The organism is Dysosmobacter sp. (assembly GCF_034093755.1).
In the GTDB taxonomy this organism is placed as follows: domain Bacteria; phylum Bacillota; class Clostridia; order Oscillospirales; family Oscillospiraceae; genus Oscillibacter.
In genome coordinates, this window is record NZ_JAXEBZ010000026.1 from 1 (window position 1) to 18,472 (window position 18,472).

An 18,472-nucleotide genomic window follows, 5' to 3' on the forward strand; every position below is an offset into this window, starting at 1 on the left:
CTCCGCCTTGGGGGCGGCGGGAGCGAAGGGCGCCGCCTCCGCCTTGGGGGCGGCGGGAGCGAAGGGCACGGCCTCCGCCTTGGGGGCGGCGGGAGCGAAGGGCACCGCTTCCGCCTTGGGGGCGGCGGGAGCAAAGGGCACCGTCTCCGCCGCGGGTGCGGCAGGAGCAGGCTCGGCCGCGGCGGGCTTTGCCAGCGGGGAGCCGCAGGTCATGCAGAAACGGGAGTCAGCGTCATTTAACGTGCTGCACTTGGGGCAGGGAATCTTCTCGCCGGCTGCGACGGCGTTGATAAAATTAGCTCTCATTTTCGCGTCCATCATCCATTCTCCTTACACTTTAATGCGCCGGTTGGAATCAGCCAGCTTCCGCACGTACTGGTCCGGCGAAATCTGATCCAGGAAATCCACGACTTTCTGGCTTTCGCCGTCCTTGGCGGCGAATTCCGCCCGGAAGTCCACCACTTCGGCCAGCGTCGCGCGGATGATCTCCAGACCGCTCTTCAGCCGCTCTGCGAATTTCTTCTCAATGTTCTGGCGATTGACCTCGATCTTCTTTTTCTTGGAGAAGTGGTTGATGACCATGCCGGCACCGGCGATGGCAGCGATGAGGCCCATAAACAGGCTTCCGGTGACCAGCATACCCAGGCCGAGGCAGGCGATGCCGCCGCCGCCGTAGAGGCAGAACTTGTCGAACCCGCTGAGCACACACTGGGCCAGGGCCTTCTGCTTCTCCGCCTCAATGAGGCCGCTGTACTGCTGCAGCAGCGCGTCCTCGTTCTGACCGTCCGTGGTTTTGGCGTTCAGGAGATCCACATTGATTTCGATTTCGTTGGGAATCTTCATCCGGTTCTGGGCGGTGATGTCGTTATAGGCGTTGGTCACCCAATCCTTGGACAGGGCGATGGCGAATTTCTGGGTGGAGACGCTGGCGTGAGCGCTTTCGGGCTTCATGGCCGCGTCCGTCAGCAGCTGGGTGAAATCCTTGTGGGTTTCAAAGGCGGATTTCTCAATGGCCATGTTCTGGCGCGCCCGCTTCTCGTCGCCGCCGAAATCCACAACGAACTGCTCGAATTTCTCCTGCTTCCGCAGCTCCAGCTCTTCCTCGTCAAAGTCGGTGACCAGGCTGGTCAGAATGTCATCCAGCTGCTCTTTCAGCGTGGCGGTGCTGGCTTCCTGGGCAAAGATATTGGTGAAATAGGACAGGATCTCCGCGTGCAGGTTGGCGCCCTCCAGAATGTCCTCCAGCACCGGCCAGGTGCGGCTGTACTTTTTCAGATAGACGTAGGAGGCCGTGTCGATGGGCTTGCGCTTCAGGTTGATGGCCTCGGACCACTGGGTGGTCTGCTGCTCCACAAAACCGGGCTTGTCGGCCAGGTGCTCCAGCCACTCCGTCATCTGGCGGGAGATGACGCCCTCGGAGTCGGCGCCCAGCAGACCGCTGGCGTAGGCGTCCAGAATGATGACGGCCTTGTGGTCCAGATTCTCCTCGTCCTGATTGGCCAGGTAGCGCTGGGTCCATTTCAGGCAGGCGGCCTTTCTGTCCGCGCGGCGGCAGATCAGGGCGAAGAACAGGGAGGTCTTCTCGTCGCTGCGCTTGATGCCTTCCCGGAGCGCGGTTTCCGCCAGTTCGGGCTGATCGTTGATCCATGCGGCCAGGGCCACCAGGCAGGGGGCCAGCCAGTAGTTGGGGGTGGAGATCATCAGCTCCTCCGTGGCGTTGCTGATGGTTTCCTTCTTGACGATGCCCAGGTCATCCGCCTGCAGGATACCCGTGGTGGTCCGGCGCACGATGTCATAGTGGCCGTACTTCTTTTCAATCTCCTGGCGGATCTTCACCAGACGGGTCTCGGCCTGCACCAGACGATTCTCACGCTGCTGCATGTCGACAAACTCGTGGAACTCCTTTGCAAGGGCGCCCACTTCGTCATAAACCACCTGAACATTGCTGTTCACGGTGCCCACGCCGGTGTCAATGGACTGCAGATCCTTGTGGATCGCTCCCAGATTGTTTTCAATGGTTTTCAGATCGGCCTGCTGAATCACTCTCTCAGACATGTTTCTCTCCCTCGCTTTTGTGTAGTTCTTTCAGATAATCGGCAATGTACTTTTGCCGCTGACCTGCGTTCAGTTGGGGCTGCCGCTCCAGAATGCAGCCGAGGATGCACCGGCGCGCGCAGTCATTTCCCTGGTGGAGGGCCCGGACCGGCCCGGCGTTCAGAAACGCCATCAGCTCCGCCGGACGGTACTGGTGGGCCGCCCACTTTGCCAGCACCTGGTCCACGGCGAGACCGGTATCCACAAAGGCCTTGACAGCCGCATAGTGCCGGCACCGGTTTTCGCAGTAAGCACAGCCCGCGTGGTTGCTGACAACCTGGTCGTATCCGTCGGCAATCCGCTGGACCTTCTGGCGGGCTTCAAGGATGACTTCTCCGCGGCTTTTTTCGTAATAGGAGGTCACCAGGGGGAATTTGACGCACTTGGGCTTGCTGTCCCCCTCGGAGTAGACCGCGGCGTATCCCCGCCGCAGGGAACTGAGATACCCGATCTGATCGTCATTCATGTTCATGGCGCGGCCCATGGTCTCCCGGTCCTCCAGGGCCACGGTGCGGTGGACGATTTTCAGATTGGTGTTCTTGATGGAGTCCGGGGCGATTTTGGTGGGGATCTGGTCGGCGATCATGATTCCCTGGCCGAAGGTGCGGATTTCCGCCAGCAGATTGCAGAAAAACTCTACGGACTTGGCCCGCGTGTTTCCGCCCTCGCCGCCCTCCGGCACGTTTTTCAGCAGCCGGTGCGCCTCCTCCACCATCAGCACGTGGGACAGCTTTTTGGCGCCTTTGGTCATCAGGGATTTCCGGTATTCGTACAGCTGCACCAGAAGGATGCCGATGACGAAGGATTTCGTTTCATCGTCGCCCAGGTCCTCCAGCTCCATGACAACAGGGCGCGACAGCAGCTCGCCGATGGGTACGGAACGCGGCGTGTTCAGCATGGCGCCCTTTCCGCCGATCATCAGGGAATAGATCCGGGCCTGGAGGGCGGCTTTCATGTTGGATTCCACTTCCTGGTGGTATCCCATGCTGTCCACGATCACGTCCACCTTGTTGTACAGGTCGGACAGGGTGGGGTACTCCGTCAGGCCGTACCGGTTCCGGTTTTCCACAATATCCCAGCCGCGGTCGGTGTAGATTTCATAGACGCACTTTTCAAGGATGTGGGGCAGCGGCGGGAACAGGTCGAACGCCGCCTTGAAGGTGGACAGGAGATAGTCAATGTGGGTCTGCAGGGAAATGCCGGGGTTGGTCTCGAAGGGGTTGATCCGGTAGCGGACCGCCGTGCGGGGGTCCTCGGCGCCGAGGGTGAACACCAGAATATCCTCAAAGCCCTTCAGGTTCCGCAGCTCCCAGTACTCCCGCTTGGCGGATTCAATCACCAGGAACGGAACCCGGTCCTTCGGGTCCGGCGTGTTCCACAGCGTGTTCAGAAGGGACTTGGAGGTGTTGGTTTTGCCGCCGCCGGTGATGCCGATGATCAGAGCGTGACGGGTGAGGTCGTCCTTTTCCATAAGGTACTGGTTGTTGGCGTCCTGGGACTGCTTTCTTCCGGCGGTGCAGATGTCCCCGATGACCAGCGGCTCGCGGAGGGTTCCTCTGGTGCGGTTGGAAACGTCAAACTCCACGTAGTCATCGATGTAGAAGCCGGGAAACTCCTTGGTGGGCAGCTGGCACAGCGCTGCCAGCTGGTCGCTGCTCAGCAGCGTCTGGAATTTATAGATGTAGAGGGAGATCTCCTGGCTGACGCCCTCGCGTCTCCAGCGCCCCAGCGGATGCAGGTCCAGCCGGTCGGACAGGTCCGCCATCATATAGGTGTTGACGATGACCTCCCGGATCCGGTTGTATTCAATGACCCGGAAGGGCTCCGGCCGGGAATCCGCGCCGGAGAAGCTGGCCTTGATAATGTTGCCCAGCTTCCTGGCGTCCAGCTGGTTGCCGGCGGCGTAGTAGCCGCTGACACGCCACATGCCTCTGGCCGCGCCCTGCTTCAGGCTCTTTTCCAGAATCTCCAGGTTCTCAAAGTAATCCTTGCTGTAAAAATCCTGGTGCTGGGCCTGCAGGTTGCCCTGGGCGCCGCCGGAAACCGTGCGGTTGATCAGGCCGTAGACGGTCTCCATTTCCTCCAGGAGCCTCTCGTGTCCGAAGGTGACCGCAATGCTGCTGATTCCGGAGGCCAGGATGACGTAGGTGAAATCCCGGCCGGCCATCCCACGGCAGATGTTTTCAATCTGAAATCCCTTTTTCTCGGCGCTGATCTTATCGGTGGGAATGCCGGTGAAGATGCCGCCGTAGGCGGCCGCGCAGGTGCGCAGGGGATTGTCCGGGACATACTCCATGTCCACGCCGGGATACGATGCCTCGTAGGAGGATTTCAGACTGTCCAGCAGCACCTTCAGGGTGCCGATGTAAATCTGAATGCCGTCTTTGCTGCCGCTGATGACATACGCGAAGGGAACGCCGTGGCGCACGCAGCTGTTGAGGATGTCTCCGGTCAGCTGGCTGGCGTCCAGGTCCGGCTCATGCTCCCAGAAGCGGGTGCAGCCGGCGATGCGGCAGAAGGACATGTTGCGGCACTCTTCGTATCCGTTTGACAGGAAATTTCCATTGGGGATCAGGTCCAGTTCTTTGCGGCAGACAGCGTAGTTCTTTTCGGCTGATGTGTAGACAGTCATCTCTCGTGTCCTCCCGGGCAGTCCGCCCCTTTACAGCTTCCGGAACAGGGTGAATATGGCGCCGAACAGAACACTCAGCACCTTCAGAACGGCGGGGAGATTTGTCAGGCAGAGAAGCAGAATGACGGCCCACATCACTCCCAGGGGGCCCAGACTGCCCACAACGGCCCAGACCAGAACGAACAGCAGCACGGTGATGACCCAGACCGCTGCCACGCCCAGAGTGCGTTCGGGGGTGACCGTGGTGCCGCTGGCCTTGTTTTTGATGGTGGTGGCCACGATGTTGTTGTTGGCGTCCCTGCGGCCGTAGACTTCAATGTCGTTGTTCTCCGCAATGGAGCCGTTTTTCAGCTTTCCGTATACGATCACCTGGTCGCAGACGTTGCCCTGGGCGTTCAGCGCGGTTCCCGAATAATCCGGAAACACCTGGAACATGGTGATGTCGCCGTCCAGGGTAAAGGGAACGCCGGAGAACAGCGCCCGGAACCACCGGCGGAGAAACGAGTATTTCTGCACGTCGGAGGAGATGTTTTTCGTAATGCCGCTGGTGATGGGACCCTTGACCGCCTGACCGGCCTTCCCGGAGGCCGCCGGCTGCGCCGGAGCGGCCTGCGTCTGGGGCAGGGGGGCCTGCCCGGGACGGTACACCTGCACATCGGAGGGCTCGTCCTGAGGCTGAAGCTGGTTTCCGTAGGGATCCACTGCCGTCGGCGCGCTGCTGTTGAGCAGGACCCGGCGCCGTTTCCCGGAGGAGACGGGGGATGCCGCCGGCTCCGGATCACCCAGCAGGATCTTCCGGTTGGAGGAGGCGCCGGTGCCGGCGGTCTCCGCACCGCCGCCGTAGCCCGGGTTTACCGCCGCGGCGTACGGGTCTTCTCCGATTGCGCACAGCTCACAAACGTCACCGGGGTTTTCCACATCGTTGAAACCGCAGATTCTGCATTTATAGGCCATAAAATCACCCCTGATTAAAATTCACTCTGTGTCATGTCCGGCAGCGGTTTCACCCCGTGTTTTTCCGGTCAGTGGCCGCAGCCGATAGCTAATGGAAATTATACCATAGCTTCCTGCCGCAGACAAGGGAAAGTGTGTCAAAAAAGGGATGAATTTCCAGAATGTCGTCGATGCTCCGGGGAATGTGACGCAGCCGCCCGACAGACCCTTTTCCACCGGGAAATCGGCCGCCGGTTTCCCTCCGAAAAAGCGGCGCCGGCGAAAATCGAATTGAGAAGTTGACATATTCGATCACAGCTGGCGGAAAGTATTTACATCCGCTCAATTCTTCGTTAAATTGCAATTGTAGACAGCATGGTGAACAAATGAGATGGCGATTCATGCAGCAAATTGTGCAAAAGCACAAAAACGGAAGGGGCGCTGAGGCGCCGCTTTCCGGGGGATCGGAGAGCGGATGGAGGCAGAGCGGTGGAAGTACGGCAGCAGTTGATTCAGATCGGCATCATGATGCTGATGGGGTTTCTGGGGATCAGGCTCCGACTGCTGCGGGAATCCTCCCTGGATGCGCTGGCCGCCTACGCCATGAAAATCGCGATGCCCTGCGTACTGATTTACAAGTTGCCCATGGTTTCCAGCCGTGAGACGGTGCTGTCCTCCGTGCGGGTATTCGTGTTCGCCTTTTTCATGTACGGCGTGATGCTGCTGGCAGGCTGGGCCTGCGGAAAGCTGTGCCGCTATTCCGGCGACCGCCTGCGGGTCCATATGGTGCAGACCGGCATCGGGAACATGGCCATCATCGGGTTTCCCATGATTGCCGCGGCCCTGGGGGATGCGGCCACGATTTATGTGGCCATCATTTTCCTGGTGGACCAGATCTATCTGTACCTGGTGGCGTATCCCCTGTCCTTTCCGGCGGAGAGCGGCGTGAGGATGAACCTGGCCATGCTGCGCAGGATGCTCAGTCCCATGGTGATCGCCCTGTTGGCGGCGGTGGCCATGATTTTCCTGAATCTCCGTCTGCCGGAGGACAGCATCATCACCGCCGCCATCGTGAACGTGGCCAATTCCAGCCAGCCGGTGTCCATTGTGTTTGTGGGCGGCATCGTGGCGGGCCTGCGGCTCGGCAGGAACGCCGGTCTGCCGGGAGCGGCCATGACGGTTGTGGTGCGGATGCTGGTGATGCCCATTGTGGTGTTCCTGGCCGCGGACGCGCTGGGATTCGCCGTAATGGAGAGCAAGACCCTGGCGCTGACGGTGGCGCTGCCCAGCCTGATCTCCATGGCCATCATGTCCCGGGCCAACGGGTCCGACTGTGAATACGCCACGGTGAACACCTGCGTCACCACGGTGTGCTGCTTGGGGACGCTGCCGGTTGTGATCGGGGTGCTGAACCGGCTGGCCTGACGGATTCGCTAATCTTGTAAACCTCGCGGCGGATTTCCGCGGCGCGGCAATAAATCTTATTTTTCAGGAGGAAAAGTTTATGAGCAGAGACAGTGGCGTATGGCCGATTCAGTACATGCATTATATGCCCGGCGAGTCCCTCCGGGTTGAGATGATGCGCGGCGCCTACAAGCTGTGCACCGAGTGCGCGAACATTCAGCCCGGTGAAAACGTTGTGATTTCTTCTGACTTCAACAAGCTGCGCATCGCTGAGTGCATCGCGGGCGCTGCCCTGGCCCTGGGCGCCAAGCCCACCATCGTCATGATTACCCCCACCGGCGCCCACGGCCGTCAGCTGACCAAGCCGGCGGAGGACGCCGTGGCGGCTTCCGACGTGTTCTTCCTGCCCGCCACCTACTCCCAGACCCACACCGACGCCCGGGTCCGCGCCCTGGCCAACGGCGCCCGCGGCACCACCATGTGCGAGGTGACGGAGGACCTGATGTGCACCGGCGCCATGCTGGGCAACTATCTGGAGTGCGACGAGCGGGGCCACAAGCTGGGCGCTTACATCAGCAAGGGCAAGAAGTGGCGCTTCGTCACCAAGGAGGGCACCGACCTGGAGGGCATCATCGAGGGACGGCCCATGCAGTATGAGACCGGCCTGTTCCGGGAGCCCGGCACCTTCGCCGCGTGGCCCAACAGCGAGATCAACATCGCCCCCATTGAGGGCACCGCCCACGGCAAGATCGTGGTGAACGTCCGCATTATGAATATCGGCGTGATGCGGGACGAGCCCACCACCCTGTTTGTGGAGAACGGCCTCATTGTCGGCGCCGAGGGCGCAGGCGGCGAGGAGCTGATGAAGCTGCTGGAGAGCTACAACGATCCCACCGCCTACAACGTGGCCGAGTTCGGCCTGGGCCTGAACCCCGTGTCCCGTATGTATGCCAACAACCTGGAGGATCTGGGCAAGTGGGGCACCGGCCACGTGGGCATCGGCAGCAACTACGCCATCGGCGGCAAGGTCAAGGCTCCCTGCCACGTGGATGTGTCTTTCTCTGACATTCAGGTTTACATCGACGATGTCCTGATCTATGAGAAGGACAAGATCTATGTGTAAGTTCCCGGAGAATCGCTGAAACGAAAATAAAATTTTGATCAGGCGGAGCGGCTCTCCGCCCTCCGCCTGATTCAGAAAGCGAGCGTTGCTGTGCGATTACATCATGTAGCCCTCCATACCAGAGACACGGACCGCGCCATTGCGTTTTACAACCTGTTTGGAGGAAAAATCATCGATCAGACCGTCACGTACATCGCCAATAAGCCGGGCCATTTCTGGAAGCTGACGCTGATGGAGGTGGCGGGCGATTTTGTCATTGAATTCAAGGAGCCCAGCTTTCCGGAACAGATGCCTCTTTCGGACGACGGCTTTTTCAATCACATCTGCCTGCAGGTGGACGACGTGGAGCAGATGATCGACTATCTGAGATCCAGGGGCGTGGACACGTTTATCCCTCCCGTGCTGCGCAAGCATGAGATTTACAGCCCCGGAGGCATCAAAAACACGTTTTTGCGGGGACCCGACGGAGAGCAGATTGAACTCATCGAGTACCTGGAGTGAAACGAAGCGGACACTGAAAAAAGAGAGGAAACAGCCATGAAATTCAGCTATCAAGATCGTGTGGCCATTATTGTGGGCTGCTCCAACACCAAGGGCTTTGCCTATGCCACGGCCAAAATGCTGGGCGAGCAGGGCGCTGTTCTGGTGGCGGCCGACATCAATGAGGAGGGCGCCAGGGCTGTGGCGGAAATCCTGCGCCAGGACGGCTATCAGGCCATTGCCCTGCCGGTGGACGTCACCGACGAGGCCAGCCAGGAAAATCTGATGAAGACCGTGTACGAGAAATACGGCCGCATCGACGTCATTATGAACGTGGCCGGCATCAGCCAGTCCATCCGCACTCTGGAGATGACCACGAAGGCTTGGGACCGTATGATCGCCATCAACCTCACCGGTACGTTCCTGACCATGAAAACCGCCATTCCCTACATGCAGAAAAACGGCTATGGCCGCATTGTCAACCTGGCGTCCGTGTCCGCCAAAAACGGCGGCGGCGTGTTCGGCGGTCCCCACTATATTGCCGCCAAGTCCGGCGTCATCGGTCTGACCCGGGCGCTGGGCAAGGAGTTTGTCCGGGACGGCATCACGGTCAACTGCGTGGCCCCCGGCCCCTGCAACACCGGATTGCTGGACACCGATTTTACGCCGATGGCTGCCGGTATTCCCGCCGGGCGCATTGCCGTGCCGGATGATGTGGCAGCCGCCATGGTGTTTCTGGCCAGCGAGGAGGCCGGTTACATCACCGGCGTCACCGTCAACGTCAACGGCGGTGCGTACATGGGCTGATTCCCCGCGGTTCAAAGGAAGCACATACGGTAAATAAGGAGGGAAACTATGGCATCCATCCTGGAGGAAAGAAAAGTACTGAACAACGGTGTGGAGATGCCCATGATGGGCTTCGGCACCTGGCAGATGACCAATGAGAGCGCCGCGGTGGCGGTGCGTCAGGCAATTGAGGCCGGCTACCGGCTCATTGACACGGCCGCCTTCTACAACGTGGAAGAGGGCGTCGGTCAGGGCATCAGGGACAGCGGCATTCCCAGAGAGGAGCTGTTTGTCACCACCAAGGTGTGGCCGACCATGATCTATCAGGACCGGGTGGAGGAGGCGCTGGAAGGCAGCCTGAAGCGCCTGGGCCTGGATTACGTGGATATGTGTCTGCTGCACTGGCCCGTCAATTACGTGGAGGGCTGGAAGAAGATGGAGCAGCTCTACAAGGCCGGCCGCGTCAGAGCCATCGGCGTCTCCAATATGCGGGTCAAGCAGCTGATGACCCTGATGGACAACACGGAGATCATCCCCGCGTTCATCCAGATCGAGTGCAATCCCCTGGTGAGCCAGTACGAGATCCGGGCGCTGTGCGAGTACAAGGGAATTGCCGTGGGCGGCTGGCAGTCTCTGGGCAGCGGCGCCCAGGGCGGCGTGCTGAACAATGAAATCATCATGGCCATTGCGGAAAAGCACGGCAAATCCACCGCCCAGGTGGCGCTGCGCTGGGCCTATCAGAACGGCGTGATCACCGTGCCCAAGACGGTGACGCCCGCCCGCATGGCGCAGAACGCCGACATCATGGACTTTGCGCTGACGCCGGAGGACATGGCGCAGATCGGAAGCCTGCCCCAGCTGCCCCGCTATGACACGGAGATCGCAGACGTCCCTGTCCGGATCATGGAGCAGGTGAAGCGCGGCGTGTGCTTCGCGGAAAAGGGATACGCAGGCAATCTCACCGTGGATTTTTACAAGGACAAATAACACACCGGAAGTCAAACGGCGAGTCCGTGATCCCAAGGGCGGCGGTTTCCGGTCTGTTGGTGTATCGGCTGTTTTAGGAGAAAAAGATGAAACAATTCTTTAAAATTATGGGCGGTATCGAGGCGGCCCTGTGCTGCACGTGCACGATTGTCATGCTGACGCTGGCTTTCGCCAACGTGGTGGGCAGATATGTGCTCCATTCCTCCATCTCCTTCACGGAGGAGATTGTCTGCGGATTGTTTGTGCTGCTGAGCATGATGGGAACCTCCATTGCCATCAAATACCAGTCCCACCTGGGCTTGTCCATTCTGACGGACAGACTGCCCCGCAGGCTGCAGAGCATTCTGGCTGTGCTGGCCAATCTGCTGGGCGCGGGCGTCGCGGTAATGCTGATCAAGCTGGGCTGGGAGATGATTCAGACCCAGATCCGGCTGGGGAGCATTACGGCAACGCTGCAGTGGCCCGCCTGGATTTACAGCATGGCCATTCCTGTGGGCGGTGTATTCATGCTGATTCGCTTTGTGCAGGCGGCTGTCTGTAAAGCGCTGGACAAGGAGGTGCTGTAAGTGCCGACATTAATTCTGATCGGCGGCTTTTTCCTGCTGCTTGTGCTGAATGTGCCCATCGGACTGTGCCTGATGCTGTCCGCCGTGGCCACGCTGCTCCACGAGGGCATGTCCCTGAGCATGAATGCCACCAACTACTACGCGGCCTGCAACAAGTATCTGCTGCTGGCCATCCCGTTCTTCATCATCGCCGGCAACATCATGGAGAAGGCACAGATTTCCACCCGGCTCATTGACTTCTTCAAGTCTCTGGTGGGCCACAAAAAGGGCGGCCTGGCCATGGTGTGCGTGATTGTGTCCTGCTTCTTTGCCGCCATTTCCGGCTCCGGACCGGCCACTGTGGCCGCGCTGGGCGCCATTGTTATCCCCGCCATGATTACCAGCGGCTACCGCAAGGACCAGGCCTCCGCCCTGATGGCCACCGGCGGCGCCATCGGTTCCATCATCCCGCCTTCCATCACCTTCGTGCTCTACGGTTCCATCACCGGAACCTCCATCGGCTCCCTGTTCATGTCCGGCATGGTGCCCGGCGTTCTGGTGGGCATCTCCCTGTTCTACGCCATGAAGTTTTCCGCCCGGAAGCAGGAGCTGACGCAGCTGCCCAAGGCCTCCGGCAAGGAAATCTGGGACTCCTTCAAGGACGCCATCTGGGCGCTGATGATGCCCGTCATCATTCTGGGCGGCATTTATACCGGCGTATTCACCCCCACCGAGGCAGCCGCCGTTTCCGCGGTGTACGGCCTGTTCGTGGGCGTGGTGATTTACCGGACCGTGAATATGAAGGTACTGTACCACATCTGCATTGACTCCATCCGTTCCACCGGTCAGATCATGTTCATCTGCGCCTGCGCGGCGGTGTTCTCCTGGGCGCTGAACGTGCTGGGACTGGCCGTGGCGGCCAGCAACGGCCTGATTGCCATGGCCGGCGGAAACAAGTACATCTTCCTGATGGTGGTCAACGTCATCCTTCTGATTGCCGGCTGCCTGCTGGACGGCAGCTCCGTGTTCCTGATCTTCACTTCCATTCTGTTCCCCGCCGCAATGAAGCTGGGAATCGATCCCATTCACTTCGGCACGGTCATGGTCATCAACGTGGCCATCGGCCAGGTGACTCCGCCTGTGGGCCTGAACCTGTACGTGGCCTGCGGCATCGGAAAGGTGTCGCTGAAGGAGATCTCCTACGCGGTGATTCCCTTCGTGCTGGCGTCCTTCGCGGTCTGCCTGCTGGTGACCTACTGCCCGATCCTGGCCACATTCCTGCCCAACCTGCTGGCAACCTGAGCCCGGTCCAACTTCATGCATAAGTGCCGCGGCGAAAGCGGCACTGTGTAAATAAAAAAATAAGGAGATTCGTATGAAAAAGTTTTTGTCCGTTCTGATGGCTGTCGCAATGACACTGTCGCTTGCTGCCTGCGGAAGCAGCAATGAACCCGCAAAAAGCTCCGGCTCCGCCCCCGCTGCCTCAAGCGCCAGCAGCGGCCCCGCGTATCCCAAGATTACCATCAACATCTCCACCTCCGGCGCTGACACCGGCATCGACACCCAGGCTGCCAACCGGTTTGCCGAAAACGTGAGCCAGGCTTCCGGCGGCCAGATCACGGCCAAGGTCTATCCCCAGGCCCAGCTGGCCAACGGCGACCAGTCCAAGGTGGTTGAGATGCTGGCTGCCGGCGGCTCCTTCGAGTTCGCCATCGCTTCCGGCGCGAACCTGAGCTCCCTGAGCAGCGCCTTCCAGACCCACCAGCTGCCCTTCCTGTTCTCTACTTATGAAGAGGCTGAGGCCGCTTTCGACGGCGCCGGCGGCGCGGCCTACAACGAGATCCTCAACAGCAAGGGCCTGACCTTCATGGGTGCTCTGCACAACGGCCTGCGCCACTGGACCAACAACACCCGCCCCATCGTCACTCCTGAGGATGTGAAGGGCCTGAAGATGCGGATCCCCTCCGGCGAGGTGGGCATGGCCGTGTTCAAGGCGCTGGGCGCCGACCCCGTCACCATCAACTTCTCCGAGCTGTACACCGCCCTGCAGATGGGCACCGCCGACGGACAGGAGAACGGCTATCAGACTGCCGGCGCCGCCAACCTGTATGAGGTGCAGAAGTACGTGACCGAGTGCGCGTGGCAGTATGACGCCTGGTTCGTCATCGCCAACCAGGCCACCTGGGAGAGCTATGACGACGCCACCCGTCAGCTGCTGGAGGAGACCTGGAAGGAAGCCATCCAGTGGGCCCGTGACGCCATCTCCGAGCAGGACCAGGAGTACAAGCAGATCTTTATCGAGAAGGGCTGCGAAATCACGGAACTGACCGACGAGCAGCTGCAGGCGTTCAAGGACGCCGTCTATGACGTGAAGATGTCCTTTGTTGACAAGTACGGCGAGGATATCTGCAAGGCCTTCGGCGTGATCTGACAGCGGCCGGAGAGCATTCCCGGAATATTCCTTTGTAAACGGATGGCAGTGGGGCAGTTTTATGCCTCACTGCCATTCCCGAAAAATGCGTCTGAATGATTGCACAGCGTGAAAAATGCAAGAGGTGTGAAGCATGTTTGATTCTCTGTTTTCTCCCATTACCATCGGCAGCATGACCCTGAAAAACCGCCTGGTCACCACCGCGATGGAGTCCTGCTACTGTGATGACAACGGCGTTGTCACACAGCGCTATATTGACTATGTAACCGCCAGGGCCAGAGGCGGCTGGGGAATGTTGTCCACGGAGCTGACCTCCGTTTCCAAAACGGGACGCGCCTTCTACCGCTGCTGCGAGCTGTGGGATGACAAATTCATCCCGGGCCACCGGAAGGTGACGGAGGCGGTCCACGCCAACGGCTCGAAAATCTGCATCCAGCTGGCTCACGGCGGCCGCCAGACAGGCTTTGCCGTTACCGGCGTGCAGAACGTGGCGCCCTCCGCGGTTCCCTGCCCTGTCCGGGCCAACAACCCGGCGGATGTACCCAGAGAGCTAACGGTGGGGGAGATTCAGGAGCTTGTCAACGATTTTGCCCGGACTGCGCGCCGGGCCAAGGAGGCCGGGTATGACGCCATTGAGATTCACGGCGCCCACGGCTACATGATCCAGCAGTTCTTCTCCCCCTTCTCCAACAAGCGCACCGACCAGTACGGCGGCAGCCTGCGCAACCGGGCCCGCTTTGCCCTGGAGGTGATCGCCGCCGTCCGCAGGGAAGTGGGAGAGGATTTCCCCCTGATTTATCGTCTCACCACCACTGAGATGATGGGCGCCGCCCGTCTTGAAATCGGCGACACCAGGGCACTTGCCATTATGCTGGAGGAGGCGGGAATCAATGCGATCAACGCCTCTGTCGGCTCCCATTCCACTGCCGGCTTCACGCCCAATGTGCCCGCGGCCGTTGCCCACGGATACAATCTGGATTACACGGAGGAGATCAAGAAGGTTGTCTCCATTCCTGTTTTCGGCAACGGGCGGATCAACGACCCCTACATTGCGGAAGCGGTTCTGCGCAGCGGCAAAGCCGATGTGATCGGCATGGGGCGCGCGTCCCTGACGGATCCGGAATTCCCCAATAAGGTGAGAGAGGGCCGGATTGATGAAATTGTGACCTGCGTTGGCTGCTCTCAGGGCTGCACCGGCAACATCAAGCGGGGAAGCACGCCCATTGAGTGCCTGGTGAACCCGATTCTGGGCCATGAGGGCGAGTATACCTTCCAGCCCGCGGAGAAGAAAAAGAAGGTTGCCGTGGTTGGCGGGGGCATCGCCGGCTGCGCGGCGGCCATTGCCGCCAGACGCCGCGGACACGATGTGGAGCTTTTTGAAAAGAGCGACCGTCTGGGCGGCCAGTTCAGCCTTGCGGCGGTCCCCCCCACCAAGCAGGAATACACAACCCTGATTGTGTGGCAGGAAAATGAGCTGAATCGCCTGGGTGTTCCCGTCCACTGCGGCGCGGAGTTTACCAAAGAGACCGCTGTGGAGGGCCGGTACGACGCAGTCATTCTGGCCACCGGCGCGGTTCCCATCATCCCCCGCATTGAGGGTGTCGATCTGCCGGAAGTCATGCTCGCGAACGACGTGCTGAACTTCACCGCTAACCCCGGCCGCAGAGTGGCGGTGATCGGCGGCGGCCTGGTGGGCGCCGAAACGGCGGCCTTCCTGTCCCACCAGAGCAGGGAAGTGGTTGTTCTGGAAATGCGGGATAAGATTCCGACGGAGGGCGAGCCCGGTCCCAACTACTACATGACCAGGGACTTCGCGGTGCACAATGTGGAGCTGATTCCTGACGCGACCGTGAAGAGAATCACCGCGGACAGCGTGATTTATGAGAAAAACGGCGTTGAGCAGGCGGTTACCGGCCTGAACAATACGATTCTGGCCATCGGCTCCCGCGCTTACAATCCGCTGGAGAGTGAGCTGGCCGGCGTTGTGGAGAAGGTGGTTGTGGCCGGTGACGCGGAGCAGGCCGTCATGTCCGGTGAGGCCGGAAAGAACGGCAGAGGCCTGATTTCCCATGCCCACGGCTTCCGCGCGGGATACTATATCTGATATTTGCCGCAGCAGAAAGGAAGTGCAGCGATATGTATACACGGGCGCAGGACTGCCCTGTGCGTGAGGGCTGCCTGCATCATGGCAGCGGAATTACCAAAATTACGGATCTGGCCACCCGGGAGCAGATGTACAACACCGCCCGGCTGTTTGCCCGGATTACCCTGGAACCCGGCTGCAAAATCGGGTATCACCTCCATGAAAACGAGGTGGAGTTCTATTACATCCTCCAGGGGGAGGCCGTCCTGGTGGACAACGGCCAGGAAGTGATTCTCTACCCCGGCGACGTCAGCGCCACCGCCTCGGGGGAGTCCCACAGCCTGGAAAACCGGGGGACGGAAACCGTGGAGCTGATGGCGCTGGTGGTTCTGCAGTAAGAACCCCCGCGAAGCAGAAGACCGAAGACCCCGGAAGCCGCCTGCAGGCGGCTTCCGGGTTCTTTCCACGCAAAAAAGGGACCGCGGCGGCGGAAGCGCCCCGCGGTCCCCTCACCTGAAGGATCAGATATAGACGTAATGCTCAGAGGAGTATTTTGCGTATTCGCTGGGGGACATTCCGGTTTTTTTGCGGAATGTGCGGATAAAGTGGGTGTACTCGTTGAAGCCCACCTTGGAGTAAATCTCCCGTTCGCTGAGCCCCTTTTTCAGCATGCAGCAGGCCTTCTGAATCCGGTAGGCAATGATGTAGTTGCCGATGGAAATGCCGGTGGCGTTTTTGAAAATCTGGCTCAGTCTGGATTTGCTCAGGTAAAACTGCCGGGAGATGGTCTCCAGGGAGATGTTGTTCTGATAGTTCTGGGCGATGTAGGACAGGATGTTGTCCACCACGGAGGGCTGATCGTCGGAGACGTGGGGGGCGATATTGCTGTGCTGCGCCACGCTGAGCATGGAGAGCATGAACTGCTGGAAAATGATGTCCCGGGAAAAATCGTTTCCCATTTCGGAGGAGGGCTCCTGCTCCAGAACGCGCAGGTAATTCAGCACGGCGGTGAGGTCCGGCGGAGAAAGCTGGGTCACCAGGGGAGCGTTCTCAATGGCGTCGATGAAGTTGGTGCGCTTTGTGGAGATGTCCTTCAGCGTGTCCCGGGGCAGGTAAATGGTGTGGCACTCGTAGGTGTTGTCCTGGTTGCAGGTGAAGCGGTGAATGTCCTGAGAACTGAAAAAGCAGGCCTGACCGTACCGGGCGGGATAGCTTCGCTCGTGGACATAAAAGGTGGCATTGTTGTTCAAAGGGATCATGATTTCATAGTATTCGTGAAAATGTGGCCTGACATCGGTGGTCCAGCAGTTGTGATAAATGGCGTAATGCAAATCCACGGCAAGATCCCTCCTTCTGAGAATCTGCGAAAAATGATAAAAATTTAACAAAATAGCAAAAATACCGCATTTTATCGTCCAATTATAACATAAAGTATCCGGGAAAGCAAACTGAAAAATGGAAATATCATACTGGACGGCTGCGCCTTTTCCGCGGGGCGGTCAGGGCGCCGCGGGAAAACTGACGCTTGACAATTGAATTGGAATTGATATAATAATCTTAGAATTATTCTAATTTTGAACGGATAGATGCCACATGACAAAGTACGAGAAAGCAATTTACGACATCGTTGTCACGAGTCATGAGCACCTGACGGTGAACCAGGTGTATGAGCGGCTGAGGGAGCGCTACCCCAGGGTGGCGCCGGCCACGGTTTACAACAATCTGAACAAGCTGTGGGAAGCCGGACTGGTCCGGAAAGTCTCTGTTGAGGGCATGCCGGACCGGTATGACTGGATGCAGAAGCACGATCACCTGGTCTGCAGGCGCTGCGGGAAGATCATGGACATCTCCTTTGACGATCTGACCGCCCCTCTGCGCAGTCAGCTGGGGGAGGACTTCCTGTTCTATGACCTGAAGGTGTACTATCTCTGCCCGGCGTGCAGGGCGGAAAACGAAAAGCGCTGACCTGGAAAAGCGGTACATGCGGGCGCGGAAGCGGCCTGTAAATATGAATGAGAAGGAGCAGAAACCATGAGAAGCATTACGACATTGGATCTTCAGTATGCCCACAGATTTTACGGATTCAAGGGTGAGGCCCAGTATCTGCACGGCCACACGGGCGTGCTGACCATTGAGGTGGAGGACACGGTTGAGCCCGGCGTGAACATGGTCTTTCCCTGCAACGAGATTCAGAAGACCGCCTGGGAGGTTCTGAAGAACTTCGACCACGCGCTGATCCTGCGGGAGGATGATCCCCTCCTGCCCGCGATTCTCGATGTGTATGAGAAGCAGGGCATCCGGAACGGCGCGCCCACCAACAAGATGAAGGGCCCCGCCTTCAAAACGGAGCTGGCCACTGCCTATCCCGAGTGCCGTCTGGTGGTCACCAAGGAGACCATGACCGTGGAAGGCATGATCAAGATTGTCTACGATCTGCTGAAGGACAAGCTGAACATTGCCAAGCTCACCTTCACCAGCGGCGTCAACGCGGCCTCCGCGGAATTTGAGACGAAGAATCAGATCGACCGCTGCCCGCTGTGCGGCATCGCATTGAATGAGAACGGCGTCTGCCCGAAGTGCGGATACAAGAAGGGCTGATGGGAGACATTTCCATAGTATTTCCATAGGAAGAGAAGCGCCGGGGTGTCCCCCCCGCCGCTTCTGATTGTGTTAGTTTCACGGGAATAAAAGAACGTCGGAGCAAAGCGGACTTTGCTCCGACGTGTTAAGTGGCTTCATTCCGGATGTTTTTGTTCCTCACCCGAACCGGAATCCAGCGGAGCGAATCCGGTTCGGAAGCGAGGAGCAGCAGAATGAGCGCGGGATGACTTTTTGATGCGGCGCATAAAAAACTCGTCGCAAGCGATATGGCGCTTGCGACGAGCTGGTGCCGGTGGTGGGACTCGAACCCACACGCTGTCGCCAGCGGCGGATTTTGAATCCGCTACGTCTACCATTCCATCACACCGGCTTA

Annotated in this window: 17 protein-coding genes and 1 tRNA gene; 12 read left to right on the forward strand and 6 right to left on the reverse strand. The window is 59.3% G+C overall.

The window, feature by feature from the left end; genetic code table 11:
* From SOX55_RS03225 to SOX55_RS03240, 4 genes are all read right to left on the reverse strand, one after another.
* Window positions 1-306: zinc ribbon domain-containing protein (locus SOX55_RS03225; RefSeq protein ID WP_325285996.1), on the reverse strand; the 306-nt coding region annotated here is incomplete at its 3' end.
* Window positions 307-330: 24 nt separating this feature from the next.
* Window positions 331-2,055 (reverse strand): hypothetical protein, encoded by a 1,725-nt coding sequence (locus SOX55_RS03230; RefSeq protein WP_325285997.1) that lies wholly within the window; start codon window positions 2,053-2,055, stop codon window positions 331-333.
* Window positions 2,048-4,726 carry an ATP-binding protein gene (locus tag SOX55_RS03235; protein WP_325285998.1) on the reverse strand — a complete coding sequence of 893 codons (2,679 nt, stop codon included), beginning with the start codon at window positions 4,724-4,726 and terminating at the stop codon, window positions 2,048-2,050. The genes SOX55_RS03230 and SOX55_RS03235 overlap by 8 nt, the downstream gene beginning before the upstream one ends.
* A 30-nt stretch (window positions 4,727-4,756) precedes the next feature.
* Window positions 4,757-5,680, reverse strand: a complete 924-nt coding sequence (locus SOX55_RS03240) for a hypothetical protein (protein WP_325285999.1) — start codon at window positions 5,678-5,680, stop codon at window positions 4,757-4,759.
* A gap of 468 nt (window positions 5,681-6,148) precedes the next feature.
* On the opposite strand from SOX55_RS03240, the gene SOX55_RS03245 reads away from it, so the two are divergent.
* From SOX55_RS03245 to SOX55_RS03290, 10 genes are all read left to right on the forward strand, one after another.
* A complete protein-coding gene (locus SOX55_RS03245) occupies window positions 6,149-7,084 on the forward strand; it encodes an AEC family transporter (protein ID WP_325286000.1) in 936 nt (311 codons plus the stop codon).
* Window positions 7,085-7,163: 79 nt separating this feature from the next.
* Window positions 7,164-8,186 (forward strand): aminopeptidase, encoded by a 1,023-nt coding sequence (locus SOX55_RS03250; RefSeq protein WP_325286001.1) that lies wholly within the window; start codon window positions 7,164-7,166, stop codon window positions 8,184-8,186.
* Window positions 8,187-8,276: 90 nt separating this feature from the next.
* Entirely contained in the window at window positions 8,277-8,687 is a 411-nt protein-coding gene (locus tag SOX55_RS03255; RefSeq protein ID WP_325286002.1) for a VOC family protein, read from the forward strand.
* Window positions 8,688-8,723: 36 nt separating this feature from the next.
* The gene (locus SOX55_RS03260) at window positions 8,724-9,473 is read left to right on the forward strand and encodes an SDR family NAD(P)-dependent oxidoreductase (protein ID WP_325286003.1); all 750 of its coding nucleotides are present in this window, start codon (window positions 8,724-8,726) and stop codon (window positions 9,471-9,473) included.
* Window positions 9,474-9,521: 48 nt separating this feature from the next.
* Window positions 9,522-10,439 (forward strand): aldo/keto reductase, encoded by a 918-nt coding sequence (locus SOX55_RS03265; RefSeq protein WP_325286004.1) that lies wholly within the window; start codon window positions 9,522-9,524, stop codon window positions 10,437-10,439.
* Window positions 10,440-10,546: 107 nt separating this feature from the next.
* Entirely contained in the window at window positions 10,547-11,005 is a 459-nt protein-coding gene (locus SOX55_RS03270; protein WP_325286005.1) for a TRAP transporter small permease, read from the forward strand.
* On the forward strand, window positions 11,006-12,286 hold the full coding sequence (locus SOX55_RS03275; RefSeq protein WP_325286006.1) for a TRAP transporter large permease: 1,281 nt from the start codon (window positions 11,006-11,008) through the stop codon (window positions 12,284-12,286).
* Window positions 12,287-12,359: 73 nt separating this feature from the next.
* Complete coding sequence (locus tag SOX55_RS03280; protein WP_325286007.1) at window positions 12,360-13,415, forward strand: DctP family TRAP transporter solute-binding subunit; 1,056 nt, start codon at window positions 12,360-12,362, stop codon at window positions 13,413-13,415.
* Window positions 13,416-13,548: 133 nt separating this feature from the next.
* Window positions 13,549-15,519, forward strand: a complete 1,971-nt coding sequence (locus SOX55_RS03285; RefSeq protein WP_325286008.1) for an FAD-dependent oxidoreductase — start codon at window positions 13,549-13,551, stop codon at window positions 15,517-15,519.
* 32 nt (window positions 15,520-15,551) lie between these two features.
* Window positions 15,552-15,896 (forward strand): cupin domain-containing protein, encoded by a 345-nt coding sequence (locus SOX55_RS03290; RefSeq protein WP_325286009.1) that lies wholly within the window; start codon window positions 15,552-15,554, stop codon window positions 15,894-15,896.
* Window positions 15,897-16,019: 123 nt separating this feature from the next.
* On the opposite strand, the gene SOX55_RS03295 is transcribed toward SOX55_RS03290, so the two are convergent.
* Window positions 16,020-16,835, reverse strand: coding sequence for an AraC family transcriptional regulator (locus tag SOX55_RS03295; protein ID WP_325286010.1), 816 nt, complete (start codon window positions 16,833-16,835; stop codon window positions 16,020-16,022).
* 256 nt (window positions 16,836-17,091) lie between these two features.
* Here SOX55_RS03295 and SOX55_RS03300 point away from each other — a divergent pair, with 256 nt between their 5' ends.
* Entirely contained in the window at window positions 17,092-17,463 is a 372-nt protein-coding gene (locus SOX55_RS03300) for a Fur family transcriptional regulator (RefSeq protein WP_325286011.1), read from the forward strand.
* Window positions 17,464-17,529: 66 nt separating this feature from the next.
* Window positions 17,530-18,096: a 6-carboxytetrahydropterin synthase gene (locus tag SOX55_RS03305; protein WP_325286012.1), complete on the forward strand. Its 567-nt coding sequence runs from the start codon at window positions 17,530-17,532 to the stop codon at window positions 18,094-18,096.
* A gap of 287 nt (window positions 18,097-18,383) precedes the next feature.
* Here SOX55_RS03305 and SOX55_RS03310 read toward each other — a convergent pair.
* Window positions 18,384-18,469 (reverse strand) — tRNA-Leu (locus SOX55_RS03310).
* Between the last annotated feature and the right edge of the window lie 3 nt (window positions 18,470-18,472).

What these genes read in the sequence shown, in the direction of transcription:
- SOX55_RS03290 (WP_325286009.1), top strand. Translation starts at nt 15,552, where the DNA reads ATGTATACACGGGCGCAGGACTGCCCTGTGCGTGAGGGCTGCCTGCAT.
- SOX55_RS03230 (WP_325285997.1), bottom strand. Translation starts at nt 2,055, where the DNA reads ATGTCTGAGAGAGTGATTCAGCAGGCCGATCTGAAAACCATTGAAAAC.
- SOX55_RS03305 (WP_325286012.1), top strand. Translation starts at nt 17,530, where the DNA reads ATGAGAAGCATTACGACATTGGATCTTCAGTATGCCCACAGATTTTAC.
- SOX55_RS03285 (WP_325286008.1), top strand. Translation starts at nt 13,549, where the DNA reads ATGTTTGATTCTCTGTTTTCTCCCATTACCATCGGCAGCATGACCCTG.
- SOX55_RS03265 (WP_325286004.1), top strand. Translation starts at nt 9,522, where the DNA reads ATGGCATCCATCCTGGAGGAAAGAAAAGTACTGAACAACGGTGTGGAG.
- SOX55_RS03250 (WP_325286001.1), top strand. Translation starts at nt 7,164, where the DNA reads ATGAGCAGAGACAGTGGCGTATGGCCGATTCAGTACATGCATTATATG.
- SOX55_RS03240 (WP_325285999.1), bottom strand. Translation starts at nt 5,680, where the DNA reads ATGGCCTATAAATGCAGAATCTGCGGTTTCAACGATGTGGAAAACCCC.
- SOX55_RS03280 (WP_325286007.1), top strand. Translation starts at nt 12,360, where the DNA reads ATGAAAAAGTTTTTGTCCGTTCTGATGGCTGTCGCAATGACACTGTCG.
- SOX55_RS03270 (WP_325286005.1), top strand. Translation starts at nt 10,547, where the DNA reads ATGGGCGGTATCGAGGCGGCCCTGTGCTGCACGTGCACGATTGTCATG.
- SOX55_RS03300 (WP_325286011.1), top strand. Translation starts at nt 17,092, where the DNA reads ATGACAAAGTACGAGAAAGCAATTTACGACATCGTTGTCACGAGTCAT.
- SOX55_RS03235 (WP_325285998.1), bottom strand. Translation starts at nt 4,726, where the DNA reads ATGACTGTCTACACATCAGCCGAAAAGAACTACGCTGTCTGCCGCAAA.
- SOX55_RS03260 (WP_325286003.1), top strand. Translation starts at nt 8,724, where the DNA reads ATGAAATTCAGCTATCAAGATCGTGTGGCCATTATTGTGGGCTGCTCC.